This is a genomic window from Streptomyces sp. NPDC046727 (assembly GCF_040645635.1).
Classification (GTDB): domain Bacteria; phylum Actinomycetota; class Actinomycetes; order Streptomycetales; family Streptomycetaceae; genus Streptomyces.
Map to the genome: position 1 here is coordinate 52,457 of NZ_JBEYYR010000011.1, position 24,068 is coordinate 76,524.

Genomic DNA, 24,068 nt, shown 5'->3' on the forward strand with positions numbered 1-24,068 from the left:
GGCGCCATTATGGGCAACGGCCGCGTTAAATACGCGATAAATCTGCTTCCGGAGTTCGGGCGGTGAGATTGCGGGCCGGGTCGGCGGGATCGACGGACGCCTCGGCCAGCCGGCGGGCGAGCAGCACGTCCAGGTCCCCCGCGTGGCCCGCCTCGGCGTGCTCGACAAGGGCCTGGGCCACGACGTGACTGCGGTGCTGGCCGAAGCTCATGCCCCGCATCCCCGGCCGGCTGTCCTCGGGCTCCGCCGCCGATGCCACGCCGGGTGCGTGCCGGCGAGCGAACAGGGACGTCTCCTCGCCCAGTGCGGGATGCCCCCGCACCTCGCGGGCCACCAGGTCGACCAGGGCGTGGTCCTCGGCGGAGACGTAGACGACCAGGGCGTCACGTCGTGGGTACTGGAGGGGAGTCGAGCCCGCCTTCGCCCGGTACGGCCGGCCGGCGGCCTCCAGCGTGCGCAGCACCTGCCCGAACAGCGCGGGCGCGGTGTCCGCGTCGCGCAGGTGCAGGTAGACGCGCAGCAGGGGGCGTCCGCCCGGCGGCGGCCCCTGTGACCCCGTGACGAAGAAGAAGCCCGGGGAGACGGCCGGGTGGGCGGCGGGCCAGGCCAGCGTGGTCCGTTGCCCGGGCTCCGCCGGTCCGGTCAGCAGGGCACCGGGCACCGTCACCGCGACCCCGTTCGTCCGCACCACGGCCAGGTCGTCGGCGCCGGACGCGGCCGGCTGTCTGTCGATCAGCTCGGCGTCCAGCGGGAAGCTGGTGTGCGGTGCCTCACGGGCCAGGGCCTCCTCCAGCTGCGGGTCGCGCAGCCGGTGGGGCGGGGCGTCCGAGTCGGGCAGACCGGCGTGCAGCGTCGCGTACAGGGCGTCGGCCAGCAGACCGGTCAGCTGCCGCGCGTCCTCGGCGGCCACGCGACGGTCGGGCAACTCGGCCTCGGTCACCGTGCCGTTGACGCGAACGGCCCGCACGGCGGACCACAACGCCGCGGGCAGACACGGGTCGGCGGTCATACGGACACCTCCCGACCAGGGTCGACGATCACGCGGACTCCTCCAAGCCGAGATTGACGATCATGCGGGCTCCTCCAAGCCGAGGTTGACCTTCACGCGGGCTCCTCCAAGCCGAGGGAGGCCGCGAAGCGCTCGGGGCCGAGCAGGATCCGGCGCCCGATTCCGGCCGCCGCGCGGTCGACGGCCCGCAGGCGGGCGGACTGGGACGCGCCGGCCAGGAGACGGTCGTACATGTGCCAGCCGGCGTACGCGGCGGAGCGCACCGCGTGCCCTGGTTCCGTCCGGTGCCGGGAGGCCAGGTAGCTCCGCCAGAAGGCGGTGATCCGCACCCGCGCCTCGTCGATGGCCTGGGCCAGCCGCGCGGTCATGTCCGCGTGCGTCGGTGCCTCTGCGACCTCGCCCCGGAACGCCCGGGTCAGCGAGCGGAACAGCCACTCGCCCGCGAGGCTTCCGACGTCCCGGGCCGGGTCGCCCAGGCAGAACTCCTCCCAGTCCGACAGGTAGATCTCCCCCGCCGAGATCAGGAACTGGTCGAGGCGCAGGTCGGCGTGGAGGGGCCGGGCGACGGCCGTGGCCGAGGCCTCCCGCAGCCGGTCGAGCGCCTGGTGGAGCTGGGTGTCGCGCTGCAGCAGAGCCCAGGCGTCCAGTTCCGCCCGTGTGGAGTTGAGATAGGTGTCCAGCGTGAGGGCCCGCAGCGACGCGTGCGGGAAGAAGGACGCGGGGGCGGCGGGCAGCGACGGGTCCGGTGCCAGGTCGTGGACGTCGGCGAGAAGTTCGCCGGCGCGCTCGCACCAGGCCGTGGAGAAGCCGTCGTCGTCCTCGGCGAGGTCACTGCCCGAGCGGGCGTCCTCCAGCAGTTCGAACGCCATGAGCAGGGCGTCCGGGTCCCAGCCCAGGCACAGCGGCCCCAGCCGGCGGGAGCCGTCGCCCGCCCCGCGCGCCTCCTCGAAGGCGATGGCCCTTTCCATCCGCCGGCCGGGAGCCTGCCCCGATCCGTCGAGCCGCTTGACGAACAGTCTGACCCCGCGGGTGGTGACGCCCGCCCAGTTGGCGTTCCTGCCGGGGTACGACGTCACGTCCGCCGCACGCAGCCGGCCGAGCCCGAGACTGTCCAGCAACTCGTTCACCTGGGGAACGCGGGACAGGTCCACGGCCCGCACCCGCCGGCGCACACTCGGTGCAGTGGGCATGGAGAAGCTCACTTCCTTTCTTCCAGGCGCTTGCTGAACTCGAGCCACAGCTGCGCGCAGTCACGTGCGGCGGCGGACAGCCCCGACAGGCTGTGCGGGGGCAGCCCGGCGATCAGCCGTTCGCTCTCCGCCTCCGACAGCAGCCGGTTGTCGAGCAACTTGAGCAGCAGGCGCCCGTTCTGGGTGTGCCGCAGGGAGGGGTCACGCATCAGGGCCGCGAGAGGCGGGCCGCCGCGCCGGCGGCCGGTCTGCCCCGGCTCCCGGGGCGTGTCGGCCGGCGCGGGCGCCCGGCCCGTCTGCCGGCGCAGGCGCGGTGGCAGCGGATCCTCCCTGCGCTCCAGGCGCCGGCGCACATCACGGGCGGTGCCCGGGGAGATTCCCGCGGCCTGCGCGACCTGGCGCAGGGAGGCGTCGGGGTGCCGGCTGAGGAAGGCCGCCGCACGCTCGCGGCCGTCCGCGCCGTCGACGGGACGGGCCCGCCCGTCCCGCCCGATCCGGGTGTGCAACTGCTCTTCCTGGCCGGTTGCACAGGTCCGCCGGATCTTGCCGATGGTGGTCGCCGAAAGTCCCGTGACATGGGCGATCGCACGGTCGGACCAGTGCGGGTGCGAATCGACGACACGTCTCGCGGCGGCCAGCCGCTCCTCCCTGGACAGCGGCAGCCCGTGCCGGACGTTCGACGCCACGGCGACGACGAAGGCGTCCCGCTCCGGTCCCTCGTAGAAGCGGGCCGGGATCGTCGTCTGCCCGCGCAGCACGGCGGCGCGCACCCGGTGCGTCCCGTCGATGACGCGCAGGGTCGCCGCGTGCACGATCACGGGCGGCAGTTCCTCGTCGCTCTCGGCGAGAACGCGGGCGTGGTCGTCGTCCTCCTGGACGCTACGGGGTGAGTCCGCGGGGAGCAGCTCGCTGACGTCGACCAGGTGGACGGTCGTGGAGACCCCCGCGAGGACGGCCTGTTCCTCGGTCGGCGGCGCGTCGGTCGGCGGTCGGTGAGTGGGCGGAGGTCCGTCGGGTCTCGACGTGCTCCGGTGGGCCATTGTCGTTCCTTCCCCCTGCCTTGCGGCTCGGATACGGCATCGGCTTCGACGTCGTCAGGACGTGAGGCGCAGCGGCGCCGCTCGGGGGGTCGGGTGATGGCCGTGCCGGCAGGTCCGGGGCGAGGCGTGGTGAAGACGGCTGAAGACGTAGGCGGCCGCGGCCATGGTCATGTGGTGGTGCCAGCCCGGGTAGGAACGCCCTTCGAAGTCCTGTACTCCGAAGTCGTCGATCAGGTCGGCGATGGCGCAGTCCGTGACCATGACGGTTTCGGCCAGTGCCGGTATCTCGTGGATCCGGTCGGCCATGTTCGTCACCCAGTACCGCCCGGCCCGGTGGAGGGGCGAGGGAGGCTCCATGACGAGCCGGTGGGAGAGCGGGGCGTGCTGCTGCCCGCCGGCGAGGTAGGCGCGTCCGATGTGCAGCAGGTAGCGCCCGGAGCCGCGACCGTCCCGGGGTACCGGCGACGCGAGGGCCGCCTGCCCCCTGCGGTGCGTCATCGCCGTGGCCGCCGGCACGGGGCGCCCGCCGAGGGCGGTCACATGCATCGGCTGGGCCGGGCCGACCTCGCACAGGAAGTCCTGGCCGTGTTCCGTCAGCGCGTCGATGACCAGGGCCGCGTCCGGCGTCCCGGTCAGGTCCAGCACCCAGGGCGAGGTGTTCCGGCCCGACAGGGCCGCTCCCGCCGCCACGAGTTCCCGCATGTGTTCGGCCACGGTCCGCGCGGTCACCGTGTCCGGGATGCGGGCCCGGCTGCGCCGCGCGGTGTCGGTGCTCCAGGTGTCGTCCAGGAGGAGCCGCCAGTCCACGGGCAGGCTGCCGGCCGGTGTGGTCGCGAACAGTCCTATGGCGAGCTGGCAGTTGACGACGCGTCCGGCGCCGGCGTCGAAACGGCGGTGGACGCCCACCGAGTGATGGCCCCGCTTGCGGATGGTGATGGTGGCGATGCTCCACGTCTGGGGCGGGCCCTGTTCGGTGACGGCCCGCGCGAGGGCCTGGCGCACCGGCGCCCAGTCCCAGGTGCTGCCGTTGATGAACTGCTGCAGGCCGTGCGCGGATCCCGCCCGGGGCGTGACGGCCTGGGCGAGGCCGCGCAGGGTCTTTCTGCCCGGCACGGTCAGCAGTGCGCTGAGATGGGCCTGCGCCCACCTGCGCTGGTCGGCGCGTGGCAGCGAGGCGTAGATCGTGTTGACGAACGCTGCGACAGCGGCGCCGTCCGGGATGGTCGAGTGCCCGTTACGCGTCGCTAACATCCGGTGTTTCCCCCTTGTTCCCCACCCCACCGCAGCGGGGGCCGGCCGCAGACCGACCGGCCGCAGCCAAAAATACCTTCCCACAGGTAGTTTTTCGGGATGTGCTGAACGACTTTGCGAATTCAGCCTCTGACCAGGGGGATTGCGACCGGGGTCAGGCCGCGAAGGCGGTCATGACGGCTTGCAGGTCGACCAGCGCGGCTCGCGCGCCTTCGGTGAGGAACACCCCGGTGACGTTGACGATGACCTCGTCGACGCCGTGGGCCAGGTACTGCCGCAACCGCGCCGCGATCTCCTCCGGATCGCCGGTGACGTAGACGCCGGCATCGACGAGCCGGCCGGCCCCCTCCCGGGGCCGGGCCGGGTCGGTGTCCAGCCCGGCCCGGCGGAGCATGTCGGTGTAGTGCGCGGAGCCCAGGTGGGCGCCCACGGCGGCGAAGGCCGCCCGCTCCAGGTCGCGGCCCGTCCGGCGCACGGCGACGTGGACGACGCTGGCCACCCGTGGCACGGGGCGGTCCGCCGCGCGGGCTCCCGCGCGCAGGGCGGGCATGAGCCGGCCGGTGAGGTAGGGCAGCGGCGCGAGCCAGGTGATGGCGACGTCGGCGGCGGCGCCGGCGGTCTTCGCCATGCCGGGGCGGAGCACCCCGAGCCCCACCTCGACGCCCGGCGACGGCAGTTCGGGCAGGGCGTAGTGCGTACGGTGTGCCGGGCCCCGGTGCTCGACGGTACGTCCGTCCAGTAACTGCCGCATGACCGTCACGTAATCGGCCATCGCCGTCAAAGGCCTGTCGTAGGGCTGTGGCAGCAGGCGCCCCTGGAGATCGACCGAGCCCGGCCCGTACCCGGCGACGTACGGCGCTTTCGACAGCACGCTCACCGTGCGGGCCTCGACCGCGGCTTGGTAGGGATGGCGCAGCGGGGCGAGGGAGACGGCGGTGCCGAGCGCGAGGCCGGGGAGGCGGGCGGCCAGTCCGGCCAGCGCCATCTGCGATTCGAGGTGGAAGGACTGTCCCAGCCACAACCGCCGGGCGCCGAGGCGTCCGGCGAAGGACGCGAAGGCCTCCATGCCGTCCAGGTCCCGGGGCGGAGCGGGGTACAGGACGGAAAGCCCTTTCGGCTCGGCAGGCATCAATTCCCCTCCTCACGGCGCCGGCACGCTCGGTCCGTACCGGTCCTGCCGCTGTATACCGAAGTCCTGAGCGCGCGGACGCGCGGGGAAACGGACCTGCCGAGATGGCGGTACGACTTCACGAAGTCGGATCCGGGCATATCCAGCGGGCGTGGGCAGCGGCGATGGTTTCGGACAGCTCGCGTCCTTCCGCTTGTCGGCCCTGTCGAGCTGGGAAAAAATTCCTTACTGATGGTTTGTTCTTCGTTTCCGAAGCTGAGGGGCGCTGTGGTCAAGCAGGACAGAGCACGAAGGACCCACGAGCTGCTGCTGGACGCGGCGGCCGCGGAGTTCGTCCGCCACGGCTACGTGGGGGCCAACCTGCAGCGCGTGGCGCAGGAGGCCCACCTGACCAAGGGGGCGCTGTACGCGCACTTCACGTCGAAGCGCCTGCTGGCGAAAGCGCTGACTACGCCCTTCGAACACACCTGGCGCGAGCTGCTCGGGCACGCGGAGCAGGCGGACGTCTCACCGTTGGAGAAGCTGCGCCTCATCGCGGACGCGCTCGCCGAGCGGCTGCAGGCCGATCTCCGGTTCCGCGCCGGGTTCCACCTCGCCAGCGAGGACGCCCGTGCGCACGGCCGGCTCCCCCGCTTCGCCCGGGACTTCAGCGGCTGCATGCTGAGGCTGGCGGGCGAGGCCCAGCAGCAGGGGCAGCTGGCGGAGTTCCAGGACCCGGAGCGGCTCGGGCAGTTGCTGCTGGTCCTCATGTACGGCGTCTACTACACGACACCCGAGTGCGGCGCGGACCGGCTCGGCGAGGCGGTGTGCGCCCTGTGGCGGCAGCTCATGCGCGGCGGGGAGGGCGCGGGCGCCGCCGGCCACTCCCTGCCGGCCCTGTGCGGTCAGGGGTAGCCGGCCGCTGCACGGCAGCCATGCGGTGCGCGTGGGGCAGTGCCCTGCGCAGCTCCGCGTCGTCCCCGACCAGCACGGGGTGCCCCACGGCCGCGAGCATCGGCAGGTCGCTGATGTGGTCGCCGTACGCGTGGCAAGCGCCGGGCTCGACGTGGGGGTAGCGGCGGAAGACCTCCTCGACGGCCCTGAGCTTGCCCTCGCCGATGACCGGTTCGCCGATCAGCTCCCCGGTGTACCGGCCGTGGCGGATCTCGGGGCGGCTGCACAGCAGATGGTCCGCGCCCACCTCCGCCGCGATCGGGGCGAGCAGCGCGGGGAACGAGCCGGACACCAGCACCACCAGGGAGCCCTGCTCGCGGTGGAGCCGGAGTGCGGCGCGGGTGCCCTCCACGTAGAAGCCTCCGCCGCGCCGCTTGTCGGCCGCCCAACGCGCCGCCGCCGCCGCGACATCGGTCGCCCGCTCTCCGCTCCACACCCGGTAGTAGAGCCGGTTGCCCGCCTCCCTGCTGCCCCCGTCGGCGAGGAGCCGCCCGATGGCCCCGCGCGTGTCCTGCGCCCGGCGTGCCCCGGGCCCGCCGGCGAAGTAGTGGTCCATGAAGTCGAACAGGCTCTTGCAGGCGATGAGCGTCTCGTCGACGTCGGCGAAGACGATGCTCGCGGGACGGCCCGCGGCTGCCGGCGGGACGGAGCGGGTCGCCGTCATGCGCCCACTCCGGCCGCGTAGGCCAAGGCCGCCGCGTCGAGTCTCAGCGCACCGTGGGTGGCGACCGTCAGCACGTCGTCCCGCCCGCGCCGGAACTCACCGGCGCCGGCGTCGGGCGCGGCCTGGGCGAGGGACGTCAGCGCGTCGGCCAGACGCTGGGCGGAGACGGCCGCGTCCCTCTGGTTGCGGGCGACGACCGCCGGTGTGACGGGCGCGGAGTCGGCACGGCGGGCGGCCGCGTCCAGCAGCAGTTCCACGGAGTCGATGTCCGCGCTCACCCGTGCCAGGCCGATGCGCCGGGACGCGTGCTCCGGTGCGTCCAGCCCGCTCCGGACGTCTCGCGTCCACGCGCGCAGCGCCGCTCCGGCGGCGCCCAGGGCGGGCGCGCACATCATGATCTGACCGGCGAGGTGGGCCGGAGCCGCGTGGCAGCGCGCCTCCGTGCGGTCGTCGCGGGCTGCGAGCAGCGCGGGCAGCGGTGTGCTCCGGTGGTCGGGGACGAACGTCTCGGTGAGCTGCACGCTGTGGCTGCCGGTGGCACGCAGCCCGGCCGCGTCCCAGGTGTCGCTCACGGTGACGGCGTCCCGGGGTACGGCGAAGACACGGGCCGGTTCCCGCTGGTGAACCGGCGCGACCAGCAGGAGCCACTCGGCGTGTTCGACGCCGCTGACCATGGGCCAGCTGCCCTCGACCAGCCAGCCCTGTCGCGTCGTCCGGGCCCGGCCGGCCGCCGGCCGCAGTCCCGCGGCGATCCGGGTGTCGGGGCCGGAGCCCCAGATCTCCTGCTGCGCGGGCTGCGGGAGACGCGCCGCGAACCGGCCGTGCGCCGCCCACAGCATCCCGCACCAGGCGGTGGAGGCGCAGCTCTCCGCCACGCGGGCGGTGGCGTGCAGCAGGTCGCGAAAGGTGCCGCTCCGGCCGCCCCAGCGGCGGGGAACGAAGTGGCGGGCGAACCCGGCCTCGTCCAGCGCGCGCAGTGTCTCCTCATGGAGGGCTCGCCGGGCGTGCGCGGCCGGGGCGAGGCCGGCGGCGACGTGCGCGGCGCGCCGGAGCGCCTCCTCCTGGAATCCACCCGGTGTCAAGGATCCTGAGACATGGGCGTCGTCGGCGTGTGGTGGTGTCCCGTCGGCGGCCGGGTGGCCAACGGGACTTCGTAAAGCGGTCCTGGATCGCGGCATGGGGGTGTCGTCGGTCCTCTGGTGATCGGTAGTCATCAGGCAGTTGTCTGTCGAGGGACGCGGGGAAGGGGAGGGGTCGCCGATGGCCCGGCAGCGGAGAGGGGCGTTTCGTCGTGGTGCCAGCGCGCCGTGACCGCGGCGACGCCACGGTCGTCCTGGACGGCGTCGATGGCCAGTTGGCGGGTGCCGCACGGAGCGGTGCGGTCCTCGGTGACCAGGAGCCGTACGGGCGAGTTGAGTTCCGCGAAGGCGAGGCAGTCGATGCTCAGGGAGGTGAGCTGGGAGGCGACGGCGGGCTGCCCTTCGCGCTCGCCGGGGCGGCTGGTCAGCACGTGGCCGAGCTGTCGCACCCCTTCCAACAGGACCATCAACGGGACATGATCCGTGGGATGGTCGAAGAGGACGGCATGGTCGAGGTCGGCGTGGAGTTCCCACTCGCCGGCCCGCCGCGTCGCGGCCAGCACGCTGTCCTTGCCGCGCAGCCGGCCCACTCGGGCGGCGGGCAGGGTGAGCGTCCGCCGTCGCTGAACGGGCACGACCGGCCCCCCGCTGCCACCCGTCCGTCGCCTCAGCACGCCGTATCGGCGTTCGTCCAGGGCGACGACGTGCAGGCTGCCCCGGCCGATCCTGCGTCCGTCCACGACGAGTTCGGCTTCCAGGCGCATGCCGTGGCGGTGCGGCGGCCGGCTGTCCACCCACTCCCAGCGGGCCTGGAGAACCACGTGCAGCGGCCGGCCGGTGACCCGCAGCGCCTGCGGTTCCGCGATGTCGAGTTCCATGCGCCGGCCGACGAAGCGACGGTCCAGCGGTATGGCGTAGTGCCAGTGTGCCAGGTACACGAGTGCCTGGCGGACGGTCTCCGCGGCGAGCAGGGGATCGCTGCGCCCGAGTGCGTCAGGATGGTAAAGAGCGTGATCACGCGGCCACTGCGCGCCGACCAGGAACCGGTCGTCGCCGAGCGCCAGCGCGTCCGTGAGGAAGACCTCGGCCACGGACGCCCGGTGAACCAGATGACGAGGGACCGTCCGCTGGAAGGTCAGTCGCTCCGCGAGCCCGTCAGGGCGGGTCCATATGCCTGCGTTACCCTGCTGCACCTCGCTCATACACACTCCCCCGGTTGAGTCCGGGACGGCTGAGCAGCCATCCCTTTGCTTCAAACCTACCTTTGGGAAGGTTTATTCCGGGTCGTATCGCGTCGACGCGTTGCGGAACAGGACGCCTAGGTATTGGAGACTCCATATGAAAGACCCACACACACTCGCCGGTCACGGGCCGATGGCGCAGCGGAAGGAGCTGAAACAGGAGCGCGCCATCCGCTCGCGGGAGAACATCCTGCTCGCCGCCGCCCAGGCGTTCGCGCAGCGCGGCTACCCGGCCGTGACCATGCTCGACGTCGCCCAGCTCTCCGGCATGACCAAGGGGGCCGTGTACTTCCACTTCACCAACAAGGAAGCGCTGGCCCTCGCGGTGACCACGGAGTTCTACCGGCGGCTGCCCGCCATCTCCGACGCCGTGGCCGAACTGGGGCTGCCTCCGGTCGCCTCGGTGGCGGAGCTGCTGCTGCGTACGGCGGCCGCGCTGCGTGACGAGCCGATGATGAAGGCGGGGGCGCGGCTCCAGATCGAGCGGGGGCTGATCGACGTCGACCTGCCGATCCCCTTCGAGGACTACACGGCGCTGATCTCGGCCTGGTTCCACACCGCGCTGGCCGCCGGAGAGCTGGAACACATGACGCCGCCCGCCACGCTGGCCCGGGTACTGGTCTCGGCGTTCTTCGGCGCGCAGCACGTGTCGTGGGTCCTGCACGACCGGGCGGACATCATCGAGCGGACCGTGGAGGTGCTGCACGCGGTGGTTCCCTGCACCCGGGACCCCCGGCACCTCAGCCCGTTCCTGCTGGGTCACCTGTCCGTCTGACCCGCACGCCGTACGGTTGGACCGGTTCCCCCGGCCGGTGCACCGTCCTCCCCGCACGCGTCGCCGTCACACCCCCGCCCCGCACCCGCCCCCCCCGGCCGAAAGGCCCACCCCCCGCCTTGAACCTGCCGAAGGCCGCTCACACCGCCCGCACCGGATGCCGGACCACCGCGTCGAAGAGATAGCCCTGAGTGTTGGGAGTCGTCGCGTCCGGCTGCGTACGGCCCGTCGTGTCGGTGGCGCGGGCCAGCAGGGTGTACGCCCCCGGAGCGGGCGGGCGCCAGTCGGTGGACCAGCGCACCCAGCCGTCGCGGCGCGGGGCGTCGTGCAGCCGGGCCCGCCGCCAGGTGGTCCCGCCGTCGGTACTGACGTCGACCCGGACCACTCCCCCGGCCCCCGACCACGACCGTCCGGTCAGCCGGTGCCCGGTGCCGGCGGCCAGGTTCGCGTCCCGGTCCAGCTCCCAGGCGCTCTTGACGGTCTGCCGGGTCAGCGGCGCGCTGCCGCCGGGCGGGTAGGCGTCGCCGAACAGCCGGTAGAAGTCGGTGTTCCACGGCGAGTACAGCGGTACGGCCGACACCTCGATGTCGCCGACCCACTTGATCGAGGAGATGCCGATCCACGACGGCACCAGCACCCGGACCGGGTGGCCGTGGTCGTACGGCAGCGGCTCGCCGTTCATCTCGTAGGCCAGCAGCACGTCGCCCAGGGCCTTGGACAGCGGCAGCGGGCGCCGGACCCGGCCGAAGTCGGTGCCGTCGGCGCCGATGTAGTCGGCGTCGAGCCCGCGCGGCATGACGTCGACCGCGCGATGGCTCACCCCGGCCCGGCGCAGGACGTCGGCCAGCCGTACGCCCGTCCACCGCGCGGCGCCGATCGCGCCGAGCGTCCACGCCGTGCCGGTGACGGTCTGGCCCTGCTGACTGGTGAAGAGGCTGCGGCCGTTGCCCGCGCACTCGACGAACGCGGAACGGGTGACGGCCGGCAGCCGCTTGAGGTCGGCGAGGGTGAACTCCACGCTCCGGCCGTCCGCGAGCCCGTCGCCCCAGAGGGTGAGTGTCCAGTCGTCGGCGTCCAGGACGGGCGTGGAGGTGTGGTTGCGGACGAAGAAGTGGTCGACGGGTGTGTGGTAGCCGGTGCCGGCGAGGGAGGCGAACTTCGTCTCGGCGTTGGTGCCGCGGATCGTGAACCACTCCTCGGGCAGCGGCTTGACGATACCGGGCGCCGCGGACGCGGGCGCGGCGAGCGCGGCCGGTACGGCACCGGCGGCGAGCCCGGCGGCGGCGAGCAGTCGCAGCAGGTCACGCCGGGACACCCCGTCGGCACGGGCGTCACCGGCCAGCCACTGACGCAGTCGGCGGCGGTCGTAGGCGGATTCGGGGGTACGCATGGGGCGGTCTGCCTTTCCTGGGCGGGAGTCGAGGCGGAGACGGCGTACGGCGGGGCGGGCACCCGCGCACGGGACATGCGGGCGATGCCGGAACTCGACGGAATTCGGCGGAACTTGGGGGAGCGGAACCTACGCGGCGACGGCGTCAGCCGCACGGCCTGAGGCCGGGAAGGGAGATCAGCGACAACAGCCCGAGACGGGCCCGCGAGGCCGCGAGAGGGCGGGGGCGCGTCGGCTGGATATCACGGATGTCATCGTACGAGGAACGGGGCGTCGTTGACAGAGGAACAGGTGTGGTGACAACAGCCGTGCGCACAGTGGGCGTTGCTCAGAGGTCGTCCGGTATGCCGAGACCGGTCAGCGCGCCCACCGGATCGAGGTCCGGGGTGCCGCGGGGCCACCAGTCGTCCTGGCCTGGCTCCGACTCGTAGGCGTACCACAGCCCGTCGCGGCCGAGGCGGAGCTGGACATGGGCGCGGGGGTGGGTGAGGCGGTTGCGCCAGGGACGGAACGCCGGCAGGTCGGCGGCGAGCAGCAGCGGGCGCGCCCGGTCGAAACGGCCGGCCGGCGGGTCCCACGGCTCCTCCAGGACGGCCAGCCCCGCCGGACCGCCCTGCCGCCAGGCCGCGACGGCGCGCGCGAGGTCGGCCGGGGTGCGGCCGGCCGCGTCGGCGAGCGTGGCGTACAGGGCGCGGGTGGCCGCGGTCAGACCGGAACCGGGGCGGGCCGCGGCGAGGCGCACCGCGTCCTGCCACAGGGACAGCTCGCCGACGGGATCGCGTCCGGTGCCGAGCAGGGCGTGGGCGCGGGCGGCGGCGTCGGTCGCCAGCTGGTCCAGCGCGAAGGGGTCCGGGCCGCCGGGCGCCGACGGATACACCGGGGGCTGTTCGGGATGCGGCGGCACCGGCAACGGCGGGGGCAGCGGCGGGAGCGGGCGGGGCGCCAGGGCGTCGGTGGCCCGTACCCCGGGCAGGGTCACCGGCTGCCGTTCCCGCGCGGCGCGGGCCGCACGGGCGGCACTGCGCCGGGACAGCGCGTCGAGCAGCTCCTTCTCACCCCGGCCGCGCAGCAGGAGCAGCACGAAGGGGTCGGCGTCGAGCAGGCGGGCCGTCTGGTAGCAGAGGGCTGCCGCGTGCTTGCAGGGGTGGCCCGAGTCGGGGCAGCTGCAGCGGGGACCGAGATCGCCGGGCCCGGGGAGCAGGGGCACACCGCAGTCGGCGAGCGTCTGGGGCAGCTCCTTGTCCAGCAGCGCCGCGATGTGCCCCGGCCGGTCGGCCGCGGCGTCCAGGAACCGCTCCCAGTCCTCGTCCTCCAGCGTCCGCACCCGCACCTGCACGCGGTACGGCCGGGGCCGGCTTCCCCGCACGTACGCCAGCACGAGTCCCGGGGTGACGGTGATGGCGTCCACATGCCCCTGATCCGCATAGCCCCGCCCCCGCACCAGCCGCTTGGGATCCAGCGCCCCCCGCTCCAGCGCCCCGACCCAGGCATTGCCCCACCAGGTACCGGCGAACGGCCCGTCCGCGCCGGCGGCCTCGCGCGGCACGAACGCCGGGAAGGTACGGCGGAGTTCGGTGTCGCGGTGCGGGGTGGCCATGGTGGAGGGCACGTGCGGGGTGGCGGGCGTGGGGTGCGCTGCGGTGCGTGGGGAGGGGGTGGCCGCGGGCCAGGAGGTGGGGTCCGGGGTCGCGGGCTCGGGTGCCGGGGGCGTGATCGCGGACGCGTCGGGCGCGGGCACCGGCGCCACGGGCCCGGACGCGGGCGCCGACGGGTCACCCCCGGCGCCCGGTGACGGGGAAGCCGACGAACGCTCGGGGCCCGAGGGCGAAGGCGCCGGCGGGGTCGGCTCGGTGGGCATGGTCGTGGTGTCGGCGGGCTCCTCCTGCTCGTCGGGGGTTTCCGCCCACGTGGGCATGCGGAAGGCGGTCGCCAGGTAGTGCCGCATGTCCTGCGCGGCCTTGGCCTTGCCGGTCCGGGCCCCCTGCCCCGCTCCCGGCGCGGTACGCGGTGCGGCGGGGCCGGAGCGCTCGGCCGCCCGGCGTTCGCGCCGGGGTTCCGCCGCCTCCGCGCGCAGCGCTTCCCGCCGGGCCGCGCGCAGTGCCTCCCGGGCGGCATCTCCCGGACGCCCGCCGGCCGGACGGGCACCGGCCGGACCGGCTTCCGGCTCGGGGTGTGCGACCTCTTCGTGGACGTCGCCCGGTGCCGCGCCGGTGTCCGTCGGCGCCGCGCCATGACCCCGGCTCGTGGACACGGCGGCCCTGAGCGCCGCGCGCGCCGCGTCCCCGGGCCGCACCGCACCGCCACCGGACAGGACCTCCGCCGCCGTCAGCTCGCCCCTGTCGTCGCCCGGCGTTCCCTCTTCGGCCGACTCCTGCGGCGCCTGGGCCGGACCGGACATCGTGCCCTCCGCCGTCCCGGCCGCGCCGTCCCGCTCGGCCTCTGCCCGCTCGCGCGCCGCTCGCAGGGCCCGGCGGGCGGCGTCGCCGGGGCGGGGGTGGCCGGTGTCCGTCATGGCGTCCTCCGCAGGGAGACGAGGTCGGACAGCTCACGGTCCGTCAGTTCGGTGAGGGCGGCCTCGCCGGAGCCGAGGATGGCGTCGGCCAGGGCGCGCTTGGCGGCGAGCATCTCGGCGATGCGGTCCTCCACCGTGCCCTCGGTGATCAGGCGGTGGACCTGGACGGGCTGGGTCTGGCCGATGCGGTAGGCGCGGTCGGTGGCCTGCTCCTCGACGGCCGGGTTCCACCAGCGGTCGAAGTGGATGACATGGCCCGCGCGGGTGAGGTTGAGGCCCGTGCCGGCCGCCTTCAGGGACAGCACCAGGACCGGGGTCTCGCCGCTCTGGAAGCGGTCGACCATCCGCTCCCGCTCCGGGACCGGTGTGCCGCCGTGCAGGAGGTCGACGGGGATGGCGCGGGCGGACAGGTGGGCCGTGATCAGGCGGGCCATGCCGACGTACTGGGTGAAGACGAGCGCCGAGCCGTCCTCGGCGAGCACGGTGTCCAACAGCTCGTCCAGGAGGGCGAGTTTGCCGGAGCGGGCCATCAGCCGGTCGGGGTGTGTGTCCTCCTTCAGGTACAGCCCCGGGTGGTCGCAGATCTGCTTGAGCGCGCCGAGCAGCTTGAGGACCAGGCCGCGGCGGGCCATGCCCTCGGCGGTCTCGATGGCCAGCATCGACTCGCGCACCACCGCCTCGTACAGCGCGGCCTGCTCCCGGGTGAGCGGCACCGGGTGGTCCGTCTCGGTCTTGGGCGGCAGCTCGGGCACGATGCCGGGGTCGGACTTCTTGCGGCGCAGGAGGAAGGGGCGGACGAGTCGGGCCAGGCGCCCCACCGCTTCCTCGTCCTCGCCGTTCTCCACCGCGCGGGCGTGCCGGGCACGGAAGGACTTGAGGGGGCCGAGGAGTCCGGGGGTGGTCCAGTCGAGCAGGGCCCACAGCTCGGAGAGGTTGTTCTCCACCGGGGTGCCGGTGAGCGCCACGCGCGCGGGGGCCGGGATGGTGCGCAGCGCCTTGGCCGTGGCCGAGTAGGGGTTCTTCACGTGCTGGGCCTCGTCGGCGACGACCATGCCCCAGGGCTGTTCGGCGAGGAGGGCGGCCGTGGAACGCATCGTGCCGTAGGTGGTGAGGACGAAGCCGCCGTCGAGGCCGTCCAGGGTGCGGCCCTGGCCGTGGAAGCGGCGGACGGGGACGCCGGGCGCGAACCGGGTGATCTCCCGCTGCCAGTTGCCGAGGAGGGAGGCCGGGCAGACGACGAGGGTGGGCTCGGTGCGGGCCCGCTTGAGGTGCAGCGCGATGAGGGTGACGGTCTTGCCGAGGCCCATGTCGTCGGCGAGGCAGCCGCCGAGGCCGAGGGAGGTCATCAGGTCGAGCCAGGCCAGGCCGCGCAGCTGGTAGTCGCGGAGGGTGGCGTTCAGGCCGGCGGGCGGGGTCGCCGGGCGCAGGCCCGCGGTGAGGCGGTCGCGGAGGGCGGCCAGCGCGCCGGCGGGGACGACGTCGACGGTCTCGCCGTCCACCTCGGCCTCGCCGGTGAGGGCGACGGACAGCGCGTCGACCGGATCGAGCAGGCCGAGCTCGCGCTTGCGGGCCTTGCGGACCAGGGCCGGGTCGACGAGCACCCAGCGGTCCCGGAGCCGTACGACCGGGCGGTGGGCCTCGGCGAGGGCGTCCATCTCGGCCTCGCTGAGCGGATCGCCGCCGAGCGCCAGCTGCCAGCGGAACCGGAGCAGGTCCTCGCTCTCGAAGAAGCCGGTGCCGTCGGTCGCCGAGCCGGGCGCCGGGCGGACCACCGCGGTGGCGGTCAGGTCGCGGGCGAGGTCCCGGGGCCAGTGCACGGCGACACCGGCGGCGGCCAGCCGGCCGGCGGCCACACCGAGCAGCTCGCCCAGCTCCTCCTCGGAGAGGGCGAGGACGTCGGGCACGTCCTGCTCGGCGAGGCGGTCCAGGGGCGGCCACACCCGGGCGGCGCGCCGGACGGCGAGGGCCGCGTCCACCCGCGCGCGGGGTCCGAACTCCGCGTCGGCCTCCCCCGCCCGCAGGGCCGCCGCGTCGGCCACCAGGGTGGGGCCGGCGAGGCTGTGCACCTGTACGACGGCTGCTCCGGCGGCGCGGGCGCCCTCGCTCGCCCCGGCGTCGAAGACGTCGTAGGCGGACAGGTCCAGGCGGAGCGAGATCCGGACGCCCGCGTCCATGCCGGCGGCGACCTCGGCCGCCCACTCGTGGGCCTCGGGCAGGGCCTGCGGCTCGCGGGCGGCGAAGGGCCGTCCGGCGGTCCAGGGGGCGGCGGGGGTGCGGGGCAGGGTGTCGGCGACCGCGTCCAGGAAGGAGCGGATCAGGGCCTCCGGCTCGGGCAGCCGGAGCGCGCCCGGACCGGGCAGGGGCACGGCGTGGCCCTCGGGAGGCAGGGCCGCGGCGATCGCGCGCAGGTGGGCGATGTCGTCGGGCTCCAGCGGGCCGGCCCGCCAGGCGTCGTGCCCGCCCGGGGTCAGGCCGGGCAGCAGCCGGCCGCGGGCGACGAGCCGCAGCGCGTGCAGGGCGGCGGCTCCCCAGCAGGCGGTGGCCGGGTGGGCGGCGGGGTCGCGCCGGGCGCGGACCAGCAGCGGCAGGGCCTCGGCGAGCGGCAGGGTCAGCGCGGGCACCTGGCGGCGGCGCACCCCGGCCCCGTGCCGTCGTACGACCGTCAGCTCCTGCGTGGTGCCGTCGGCCGGGGTGGGCAGCGGGTCGCCGTCGGGGTCCCAGAAGGCGAGGCGGCCCTCGCGCGGCAGGGGCGCGGGCAGGTAGACGGACGCGAGGCTCGCCGGGACCGGATGTCCGGTCCCCGTCTGCGGGGAACCCCCCGTGCGCTCGGCCACCGCAGCCGTGCCGTCCATACGTCCTGCCTCCTCCCGCCCGTGCATCGGATCAGACGTCTTCGACTCTACGGGCGGGGTCTGACAATCGGCTCCGAGGCCGGGTCCGGGCCCCTGCTCACGGGACCGTGCGGGAGACCACGAACACCATCGGCTGCGCGGGGTCGGACAGGTTGACGACCACGTCCTGGGTGGGCGCCGGGTTCTTCTGCTCGTGGGTCAGGCCCCACCACGGGCCGGGGCCGGTGAAGGTCCAGCCGCTGACCTTCTGGTCCCGCTCGCCGATCGCGATGTCGTCCTTCTTCAGCCGGTCCCGGCGGACGCCCATGGCCTCAAGGAAGCTGTCCAGGCCGGCGGGGTTGGTGCGGAACTGCACGTAGAGGCGGCTGGTCTTCCAGTTGTTCGTCTCGTAGTACGCGATGTCGTCGGCGGGATGCGGGACGGTCACCTGGTAGAGGCGGCGCTGCACCTTGGACGGCCAGCCGGCGGTGAGGCCCGTCGCGGAGTACTTCTCCTCCTTGTCCTTGCCGCTGTTGCGGCTCTGGTTCGCGGAGATCACCAGGTAGCCGGCCGGGACGCCGATCAGCAGGACGATGATCAGCAGGGTGAGCGCCCGGCGTCTGGCCTTGTGCCGCGGGTCCTCGGCGGGCCGCTGCGGCTCGTCCGGCGGGCCGCCCTGGTGGGGCAGCGACGGCGTCATGCGCTGTCCCGGTCGCGGCGGCCCTGGACGTACCGCTCGTACCGCTCGTAGCGCTCGACCCGGCGCCGCTTGGCGCGGCGGAACCGGCGGGCGACCAGCCGGGCCAGGTCGGCGGCGCCCACCATGCCGGCCTCGGGGCCGAGCTGGGCGCGGGTGATGCGGGCCTCGGGGCGGTAGCCGCGGCCGGTGAGGTGGCGCTTGAAGGCGTCCCGGGCGGGGCCGATGAGCAGGTCGTCGGCGGCGCTGACGCCGCCGCCGATCACGAAGCACGACGGGTCGAGGGCGGCGGCGAGGTTGGCGATGCCGACGCCGAGCCACTGGCCGATGTCCTGGAGCAGCTCCACGCACATCGCGTCGCCCTCGCGGGCCAGCTCGGTGATCATCGGGCCGGTGATGTCGTCGACGTTGCCCTTGACGTGCTCGATGATCCCGTAGGCCACCGGGGAGTCCGCCACGGCCAGCTCCTTGGCCTCCCGGACGAGCGCGTTGCCGGAGCTGTACTGCTCCCAGCAGCCGCGGTTGCCGCACGGGCAGCGGTGGCCGCCGGGCACGACCTGCATATGGCCGAACTCGCCGGCGACGCCGAACTTGCCCCGCTTGACCTGGCCGTCCTCCAGGATGGCGCCGCCGATGCCGGTGCCGAGGGTGATCATGACGAGGTGGTCCTCGCCGCGGCCGGCGCCGAAGCGCCACTCCGCCCAGGCGGCGGTGTTGGCGTCGTTGTCCACGAGGACGGGCACGGCGAGCCGGTCGGCGATGCGGTCGCGGAGGGGTTCGTTGCGCCAGGACAGGTGGGGGGCGAACAGGACGCGGTTGCGGTCGGCGTCGACCCAGCCGGCGGCGCCGATACCGACCGCGTGCACGTCGTGCCGGTCGGACAGGTCCAGGACCAGCTCGACGATGGTGTCCTCGACGACCTTGGGGCTCTTGGACTTGTCCGGGGTCTCCGTGCGGAGTTTCTCCAGGATGTTGCCGTCGGCGTCCACGACGCCCGCCATGACCTTGGTGCCGCCGATGTCGATCCCGACCGTGGGCACGCGGGGTGCGGTCAGGTGTGACCGACGCTCTCGTGTGCCTACGGTGCGCAGGACCGGGGCTCGGCGGGAGCCGATGGGGGCGGTGAGGTCGCGGTAGGTGCTCATCGTTGGTCGATTCTGCCTCACCGTGGGGGTGGGTGCTGTGCGGGGCAGAAGAGGGGCGTGCGCGAGCGTTGCCGGGTGCGGGTCCGTTTCGGTTGCTCGCGCCCCGCGGCGGAGCCGCGGATCGGCACACCCCCGCGCCCCTCAGGTGCGTTGCAGTTCGTGGACCAGAGCGTCCAGGTCGGCTCCACCCGCCATCTGCTTGGTCAGCTCGTCCAGGGTGATCTCGTCCCGTGTGTGATTGCCCACCATCGTGCCCCTCCGCAGGAGTACGAAGCGGTCGCCCACCAGGTACGCGTGATGCGGGTTGTGGGTGATCAAGACAACACCCAGGCCCTCGTCCCGTGCCGCCGCCACATATTTCAGGACCACACCGGACTGCTTCACACCCAGTGCCGCCGTCGGCTCGTCCAGGATCAGGACCTTCGCGCCGAAGTGGACCGCCCTCGCGATGGCGACACACTGGCGCTCGCCACCCGACAGCGTGCCGATGGGCTGGTCGACGTCGCGGAGGTCGATGCCCATGCGCAGCAGCGCCTCGCGGGTGGTGCGGCGCATGAGGTCGGTGTCGAGGCGCTTGAAGGGGCCGACGCCGGTGCGGGGCTCGGAACCGAGGAAGAAGTTGCGCCAGACCGGCATCAGGGGGACGACGGCCAGGTCCTGGTAGACCGTGGCGATGCCCCGGTCCAGAGCCTCGCGCGGGGAGGAGAGGGTGGTCTCCTCCCCCTCGATGCGCAGGGTGCCGCCGTCGTGCCGGTGCAGGCCCGCGATCGTCTTGATCAGCGTCGACTTGCCCGCGCCGTTGTCGCCGAGGACGCAGGTGATCTCCCCCGCGTGGACCTCCAGGGAGACCCCTTCCAGGGCGCGGACCGTGCCGTAGTGCTTGCTGACGTCGGTCAGCTCGACGAGTGTCACTTGGTGGCCTCCGCGCGCTTGCGGACCCAGGCGTTGAGCAGGGTCGCGAGGAGCAGCATCGCTCCGAGGAAGAACTTGAACCAGTCGGGGTTCCACTCGGCGAAGACGATGCCCTTGCTGGTCATGCCGAACAGGAGCGCGCCCACGGCCGAGCCGACCGCGCTGCCGTGGCCGCCGGTGATCAGGCAGCCGCCGATGACGGCCGCGATGATGTAGATCAGCTCGTTGCCGACGCCCTCGCCGGACTGGACGGCGTCGAAGGAGAAGAGCAGGTGCTGGCCGGAGATCCAGGCGCCGAACGCGACGCCCATGTAGAGGCCGATCTTGGTCTTGGCGACGGGGACGCCGACCGCGCGGGCCGCGTCCTCGTTGCCGCCGACGGCGAAGATCCAGTTGCCGGTGCGGGTGCGCAGCAGGATCCAGGAGGCGAGGGCGACCAGGCCGAGCCACCACAGGATGGTGACCTTGACGTCGACGCCGCCGAGGGTGAGCGTGGAGGCGAAGACGGCGTGGGCGCTCGGGAAGCCCTCCATGTCGGCGATGGTCTTGGTGGAGACCGTGCCGTCGATCAGCTTGGTGAAGCCGAGGTTCATGCCGGTCAGCATCAGGAAGGTGCCCAGCGTGACGATGAAGCTGGGCAGCCTGGTCCGGGTGAGCAGGAAGCCGTTGAAGGCGCCGACGGCCAGGGTGACCAGCAGCGAGACGCCCACGCCGACCCAGGTGTTCGCCGTCATCTGGTAGCTGAACATCGACGAGATCAGCGCGGACGACGTCACCATGACGCCCGCTGACAGGTCGAACTCGCCGCCGATCATCAGCAGGGCCACGGGTACGGCCATGATGCCGATCGTCGACGAGGCGTACAGGACCGTGCTGAGGCTGGAGGCGCGCAGGAAGCCGTCGGCGGCGACGGCGAAGACGACGAAGACCGCGAGGGCGCCGACGACCGAGCCCAGTTCCGGGCGGGCGAGCAGCTTCCGCAGCGGCGAGGTCTGCAGAATCCTTTCGTCAGCGGTCTTGTCCAGGGTCGCGGTCATCGGGTGCCCCGCTCGGTGTACTCCGCCAGCGCCGGCGCCTGGTCCTTGGTGATGATCTGCGGGCCGGTCAGGACCGGCCTGCCGCCGCCGAGGACGTCGCCGTTGTACTTGTACAGCCACAGCAGGTCGACGGCCTGGTAGCCCTGGAGGTACGGCTGCTGGTCCACGGCGAAGCCGAGGGTGCCGTCCTTCAGGGAGGCCGCGACCTTGGCGTTGAGGTCGAAGGTGTCGATCTCGGCCTTGCTGCCCGCGTCCGTCCTCGCCTTGACGGCGGTGTCGGCGTAGGGCGCGCCGAGGGTGACGACGGCGTCGAGGGACTTGTCCGCCTGGAGCTTGGCCTCGATCGCGGACTGCACGTCGGGCATGTTGGTGCCGTTGACGTACAGCTTGCGCAGCGTGCCGTGGAAGGTCTTGGCGACGCCGTCGCAGCGCTGCTCGTGGCCGACGTTGCCCTGCTCGTGCAGCACGCACAGGGCCTTCTTCCTGCCGCGCTTGTTCAGCTCGTCGCCGACGGCCTCGCCGGCGACGGTCTCGTCCTGGCCGATGTGGGTGAGGGCGCCGAAGGCCTTGGACTCCTCGGAACCGGAGTTCACCGTGATCACCGGGATCCCGGCCTTCTCGGCGCGGGCCACGGCGGCCTTCATGGCGTCCGGCTTGGCGAGGGTGACGATGATGGCGTCGACCTTCTTGTCGACGGCCGCGTCCACCAGCTGGGCCTGCTGCTGGGCCTCGTCGTCGTGCGAGTACAGGAAGTTGATGTTGTCCTTGACGGCGGCCTGCTTGGCGCCGCTCTGCACGATGTCCCAGAAGGTGTCGCCGTCTCCGGAGTGGGTGATCATCGCGAAGGTCCAGCGGGGGGTGTTCACCGCCGCCCGCCCCTGGGCCGCGGCGGCCTTGCGGGCGTCCTCCGCCCGCTTGCCTCCGGTGCTGCTGCACGCCGCCAGGGACACGGAGAGTGCCCCCGCCAGCGCTATGCCTACCCAGGTCCGAAACCGTGCCACGAGGCCGTGCCCTTCTTGCTGTGCTCTTGCTGACGTGCGTAAGGGGCGGGCGACCTCACCGTCGGCGTGTCCCGGCGGCGGCCTCACCTGCCCCAAACACTTCAGTATCGAACACAGGGAACACCCGTGACACGACCGGGGACCGCAGACCGGTCACATTGTCCGGACATTGAGACCAATGCCGGAGGGGCGGTCAAGGCCGGACGAGCAGCTGGAACTCGAAGGAGTAGCGGCTCGGGCGGTAGGTGTGGTCGCCGTACTCGACCGCGCGGCCGGTGTCGTCGAAGGTGGTGCGCCGCATGGTGAGCAGCGGGGCGCCCTCGGCCTCGCCGAGCCGCTCGGCCTCGGCGGCCGTGGCGCCGCGGGCGCCGATGGACTGGCGGGCGCTGTGCAGGGTGATCCCGGCGGAGCGCATCAGCCGGTACAGTCCCGTGGCCTCCAGCTGGTCGGTGTCCAGGTCGAGCAGGCCCGGCGGCAGGTGGTTGATCAGGTAGGCCATCGGTTCGCCGTGCGCGAGGCGGAGCCGCTCGATGCGGTGGACGTCGCTGCCCTCGGCGACCCCGAGCGCGGCGGCGACCTCGGCGGAGGCCGGGACGACCGTGTTGACCAGCACCTTGGTCGCGGGGCGCTGGCCGGCCGCCTCCAGGTCGTCGTAGAGGCTGCTCAGTTCCAGCGGGCGCTTGACCTGACTGTGCACGACCTGCGTGCCCACGCCCCGGCGCCGGACGAGGAGCCCCTTGTCGACCAGGGACTGGATGGCCTGGCGGACGGTCGGCCGGGACAGGCCGAGCCGTGCGGCCAGCTCGATCTCGTTGCCCAGCAGGCTGCCCGGGGTGAGACTGCCGTGCTCGATGGCGGCCTCCAGCTGCTGGGAGAGCTGGAAGTACAACGGCACCGGGGAGCTACGGTCCACACGGAGGTCGAGCGACACGGTCGGGTCCACATCTGGTTTCGGCACGGGCCCGAGCGTAGCCCTGTGCATGGTTGACGGGAAGTTGTGTAGTCCGATTGTCCGGACATACGCATTGACAGCGTACGGGGTCGGCCCTCACTTTGTTTCCATGCGCATCGGGGTCATCGGTACGGGCCGCATCGGAACCCTTCACGCGAGGACGCTCAGCCGCCATCGCGAGGTCGGGTCCCTGATCCTGACCGACTCGGACCCGGCGCGGGCGCAGGCGCTGGCGCACCGGCTGGGCGAGACGGCGGCGCCGGGCGTGGACGAGATCTTCAAGTGGGGCGTGGACGCGGTGGTGATCACCACCGCGACCTCGGCCCACGCCGAACTGATCGGCCGGGCGGCCCGCTCGGGCCTGCCGGTCTTCTGCGAGAAACCGATCGCGCTGGACCTGCCCGGCACCCTGCACGCCCTCACCGAGGTGGAGTCGGCCGGGACGGTGCTGCAGATGGGCTTCCAGCGGCGGTTCGACGCGGGCTACGCCGGCGCCCGCGAGGCCGTCCGCACGGGCCGGCTCGGCCGGCTGCACACCGTACGGGCCATGACCTGCGACCAGTCCCCTCCCCCGGCCCAGTGGCTGCCGCTGTCCGGCGGCCTGTTCCGGGACACGCTGATCCACGACTTCGACGTGCTGCGCTGGGTGACGGGCCGCGAGGTGCTCGACGTCTACGCCACCGGCTCCGACGCCGGTCCGCCGATGTTCCGCGAGGCCGGTGACGTCGACACGGGCGCGGCGCTGCTCATGCTGGACGACGGCACCCTGGCCACGGCGACGGCGACCCGGCTGAACGGCGCGGGCTACGACGTCCGCATGGAGCTGGCCGGGGAGCGCGACACGGCGGTGGTGGGCCTGGACGACCGTACGCCCCTCGCCTCCACCGAGCCGACCGGGCCACCGCCCGCGGACAAGCCGTGGACCGGCTTCCTGGAACGGTTCGGGCCCGCCTACGAGGCCGAGCTGAACGCCTTCGTGGAGCTGGTACGCGGCGAGCGCCCCAACCCCTGCGACGGCCACGAGGCCCTGCAGGCCCTGCGGATCGCCGAGGCCTGCGAGACCTCCCGCCGGGAACACCGACCGGTGCCGCTCGCGGAAATCCCGAACCGGGTCCGACCGACGCAGGGCTGAGCGGACGCCTGCGGCACTCGCACGCCGCCGCCGGCGCGCCGGCCTCGCTACCGGCACACCGGCACCCTTCTCACGCACGGCCGCCGGCGCAGGGCCCAGCGGACACCCCCGGCACTCGCCCACCCTCACCACCGGACCGCCCGCACCG

The 24,068-nt window shown here is 73.5% G+C and carries 20 protein-coding genes; 3 read left to right on the forward strand and 17 right to left on the reverse strand.

Annotated features, from left to right (window positions below):
- Positions 1-25: 25 nt before the first annotated feature.
- The 5 genes from ABZ937_RS15990 to ABZ937_RS16010 all read right to left on the reverse strand — a co-directional run bounded on the left by ABZ937_RS15990 (position 26) and on the right by ABZ937_RS16010 (position 5,619).
- The gene (locus ABZ937_RS15990) at positions 26-1,009 is read right to left on the reverse strand and encodes a T3SS effector HopA1 family protein (protein ID WP_361691781.1); all 984 of its coding nucleotides are present in this window, start codon (positions 1,007-1,009) and stop codon (positions 26-28) included.
- A 92-nt stretch (positions 1,010-1,101) separates the two neighbouring features.
- A complete protein-coding gene (gene lxmK, locus ABZ937_RS15995; protein ID WP_361691784.1) occupies positions 1,102-2,199 on the reverse strand; it encodes a class V lanthionine synthetase subunit LxmK in 1,098 nt (365 codons plus the stop codon).
- An 8-nt stretch (positions 2,200-2,207) separates the two neighbouring features.
- Positions 2,208-3,239 (reverse strand): ParB/RepB/Spo0J family partition protein, encoded by a 1,032-nt coding sequence (locus tag ABZ937_RS16000; protein ID WP_361691787.1) that lies wholly within the window; start codon positions 3,237-3,239, stop codon positions 2,208-2,210.
- 54 nt (positions 3,240-3,293) lie between these two features.
- Complete coding sequence (locus tag ABZ937_RS16005) at positions 3,294-4,490, reverse strand: transposase (RefSeq protein WP_361691790.1); 1,197 nt, start codon at positions 4,488-4,490, stop codon at positions 3,294-3,296.
- Positions 4,491-4,644: 154 nt separating this feature from the next.
- On the reverse strand, positions 4,645-5,619 hold the full coding sequence (locus tag ABZ937_RS16010; RefSeq protein ID WP_361691793.1) for an LLM class flavin-dependent oxidoreductase: 975 nt from the start codon (positions 5,617-5,619) through the stop codon (positions 4,645-4,647).
- Between the two features lie 267 nt (positions 5,620-5,886).
- Between ABZ937_RS16010 and ABZ937_RS16015 the strand changes: the two genes are divergently transcribed.
- Positions 5,887-6,513, forward strand: coding sequence for a TetR family transcriptional regulator (locus tag ABZ937_RS16015; RefSeq protein ID WP_361691796.1), 627 nt, complete (start codon positions 5,887-5,889; stop codon positions 6,511-6,513).
- Here the strand turns inward: ABZ937_RS16015 and ABZ937_RS16020 are convergent.
- From ABZ937_RS16020 to ABZ937_RS16030, 3 genes are all read right to left on the reverse strand, one after another.
- Positions 6,446-7,216 carry an HAD-IB family hydrolase gene (locus tag ABZ937_RS16020; RefSeq protein WP_361691799.1) on the reverse strand — a complete coding sequence of 257 codons (771 nt, stop codon included), beginning with the start codon at positions 7,214-7,216 and terminating at the stop codon, positions 6,446-6,448. The genes ABZ937_RS16015 and ABZ937_RS16020 overlap by 68 nt on opposite strands.
- Positions 7,213-8,298: an oxidoreductase gene (locus tag ABZ937_RS16025; protein ID WP_361691802.1), complete on the reverse strand. Its 1,086-nt coding sequence runs from the start codon at positions 8,296-8,298 to the stop codon at positions 7,213-7,215. The genes ABZ937_RS16020 and ABZ937_RS16025 overlap by 4 nt, the downstream gene beginning before the upstream one ends.
- Before the next feature lie 131 nt (positions 8,299-8,429).
- The gene (locus ABZ937_RS16030) at positions 8,430-9,497 is read right to left on the reverse strand and encodes a ScbA/BarX family gamma-butyrolactone biosynthesis protein (protein WP_361691805.1); all 1,068 of its coding nucleotides are present in this window, start codon (positions 9,495-9,497) and stop codon (positions 8,430-8,432) included.
- 136 nt (positions 9,498-9,633) lie between these two features.
- On the opposite strand from ABZ937_RS16030, the gene ABZ937_RS16035 reads away from it, so the two are divergent.
- Positions 9,634-10,311: a ScbR family autoregulator-binding transcription factor gene (locus tag ABZ937_RS16035; RefSeq protein WP_361691808.1), complete on the forward strand. Its 678-nt coding sequence runs from the start codon at positions 9,634-9,636 to the stop codon at positions 10,309-10,311.
- A 139-nt stretch (positions 10,312-10,450) separates the two neighbouring features.
- Here the strand turns inward: ABZ937_RS16035 and ABZ937_RS16040 are convergent, their stop codons facing one another.
- The 9 genes from ABZ937_RS16040 to ABZ937_RS16080 all read right to left on the reverse strand — a co-directional run bounded on the left by ABZ937_RS16040 (position 10,451) and on the right by ABZ937_RS16080 (position 22,767).
- Positions 10,451-11,701, reverse strand: a complete 1,251-nt coding sequence (locus ABZ937_RS16040; protein ID WP_361691811.1) for a sulfite oxidase — start codon at positions 11,699-11,701, stop codon at positions 10,451-10,453.
- Positions 11,702-12,029: 328 nt separating this feature from the next.
- Positions 12,030-14,213 carry an SWIM zinc finger family protein gene (locus ABZ937_RS16045; RefSeq protein WP_361691814.1) on the reverse strand — a complete coding sequence of 728 codons (2,184 nt, stop codon included), beginning with the start codon at positions 14,211-14,213 and terminating at the stop codon, positions 12,030-12,032.
- Positions 14,210-17,065, reverse strand: a complete 2,856-nt coding sequence (locus tag ABZ937_RS16050; protein WP_361691817.1) for an SNF2-related protein — start codon at positions 17,063-17,065, stop codon at positions 14,210-14,212. The genes ABZ937_RS16045 and ABZ937_RS16050 overlap by 4 nt, the downstream gene beginning before the upstream one ends.
- Positions 17,066-17,162: 97 nt before the next feature.
- Entirely contained in the window at positions 17,163-17,744 is a 582-nt protein-coding gene (locus ABZ937_RS16055; protein ID WP_361691820.1) for a sugar kinase, read from the reverse strand.
- Positions 17,741-18,886: an ROK family glucokinase gene (locus tag ABZ937_RS16060; protein ID WP_361691823.1), complete on the reverse strand. Its 1,146-nt coding sequence runs from the start codon at positions 18,884-18,886 to the stop codon at positions 17,741-17,743. Before ABZ937_RS16060 ends, ABZ937_RS16055 begins: the two co-directional genes overlap by 4 nt.
- Before the next feature lie 141 nt (positions 18,887-19,027).
- Positions 19,028-19,798 carry an ATP-binding cassette domain-containing protein gene (locus ABZ937_RS16065; protein ID WP_361691826.1) on the reverse strand — a complete coding sequence of 257 codons (771 nt, stop codon included), beginning with the start codon at positions 19,796-19,798 and terminating at the stop codon, positions 19,028-19,030.
- Complete coding sequence (locus tag ABZ937_RS16070; RefSeq protein ID WP_361691829.1) at positions 19,795-20,835, reverse strand: ABC transporter permease; 1,041 nt, start codon at positions 20,833-20,835, stop codon at positions 19,795-19,797. The genes ABZ937_RS16065 and ABZ937_RS16070 overlap by 4 nt, the downstream gene beginning before the upstream one ends.
- Positions 20,832-21,836: a sugar ABC transporter substrate-binding protein gene (locus ABZ937_RS16075; protein ID WP_361691832.1), complete on the reverse strand. Its 1,005-nt coding sequence runs from the start codon at positions 21,834-21,836 to the stop codon at positions 20,832-20,834. The genes ABZ937_RS16070 and ABZ937_RS16075 overlap by 4 nt, the downstream gene beginning before the upstream one ends.
- A gap of 193 nt (positions 21,837-22,029) precedes the next feature.
- Positions 22,030-22,767: a GntR family transcriptional regulator gene (locus ABZ937_RS16080; protein ID WP_361692311.1), complete on the reverse strand. Its 738-nt coding sequence runs from the start codon at positions 22,765-22,767 to the stop codon at positions 22,030-22,032.
- A 130-nt stretch (positions 22,768-22,897) separates the two neighbouring features.
- Between ABZ937_RS16080 and ABZ937_RS16085 the strand changes: the two genes are divergently transcribed.
- Positions 22,898-23,920, forward strand: coding sequence for a Gfo/Idh/MocA family oxidoreductase (locus tag ABZ937_RS16085; protein ID WP_361691835.1), 1,023 nt, complete (start codon positions 22,898-22,900; stop codon positions 23,918-23,920).
- Positions 23,921-24,068: the final 148 nt, after the last annotated feature.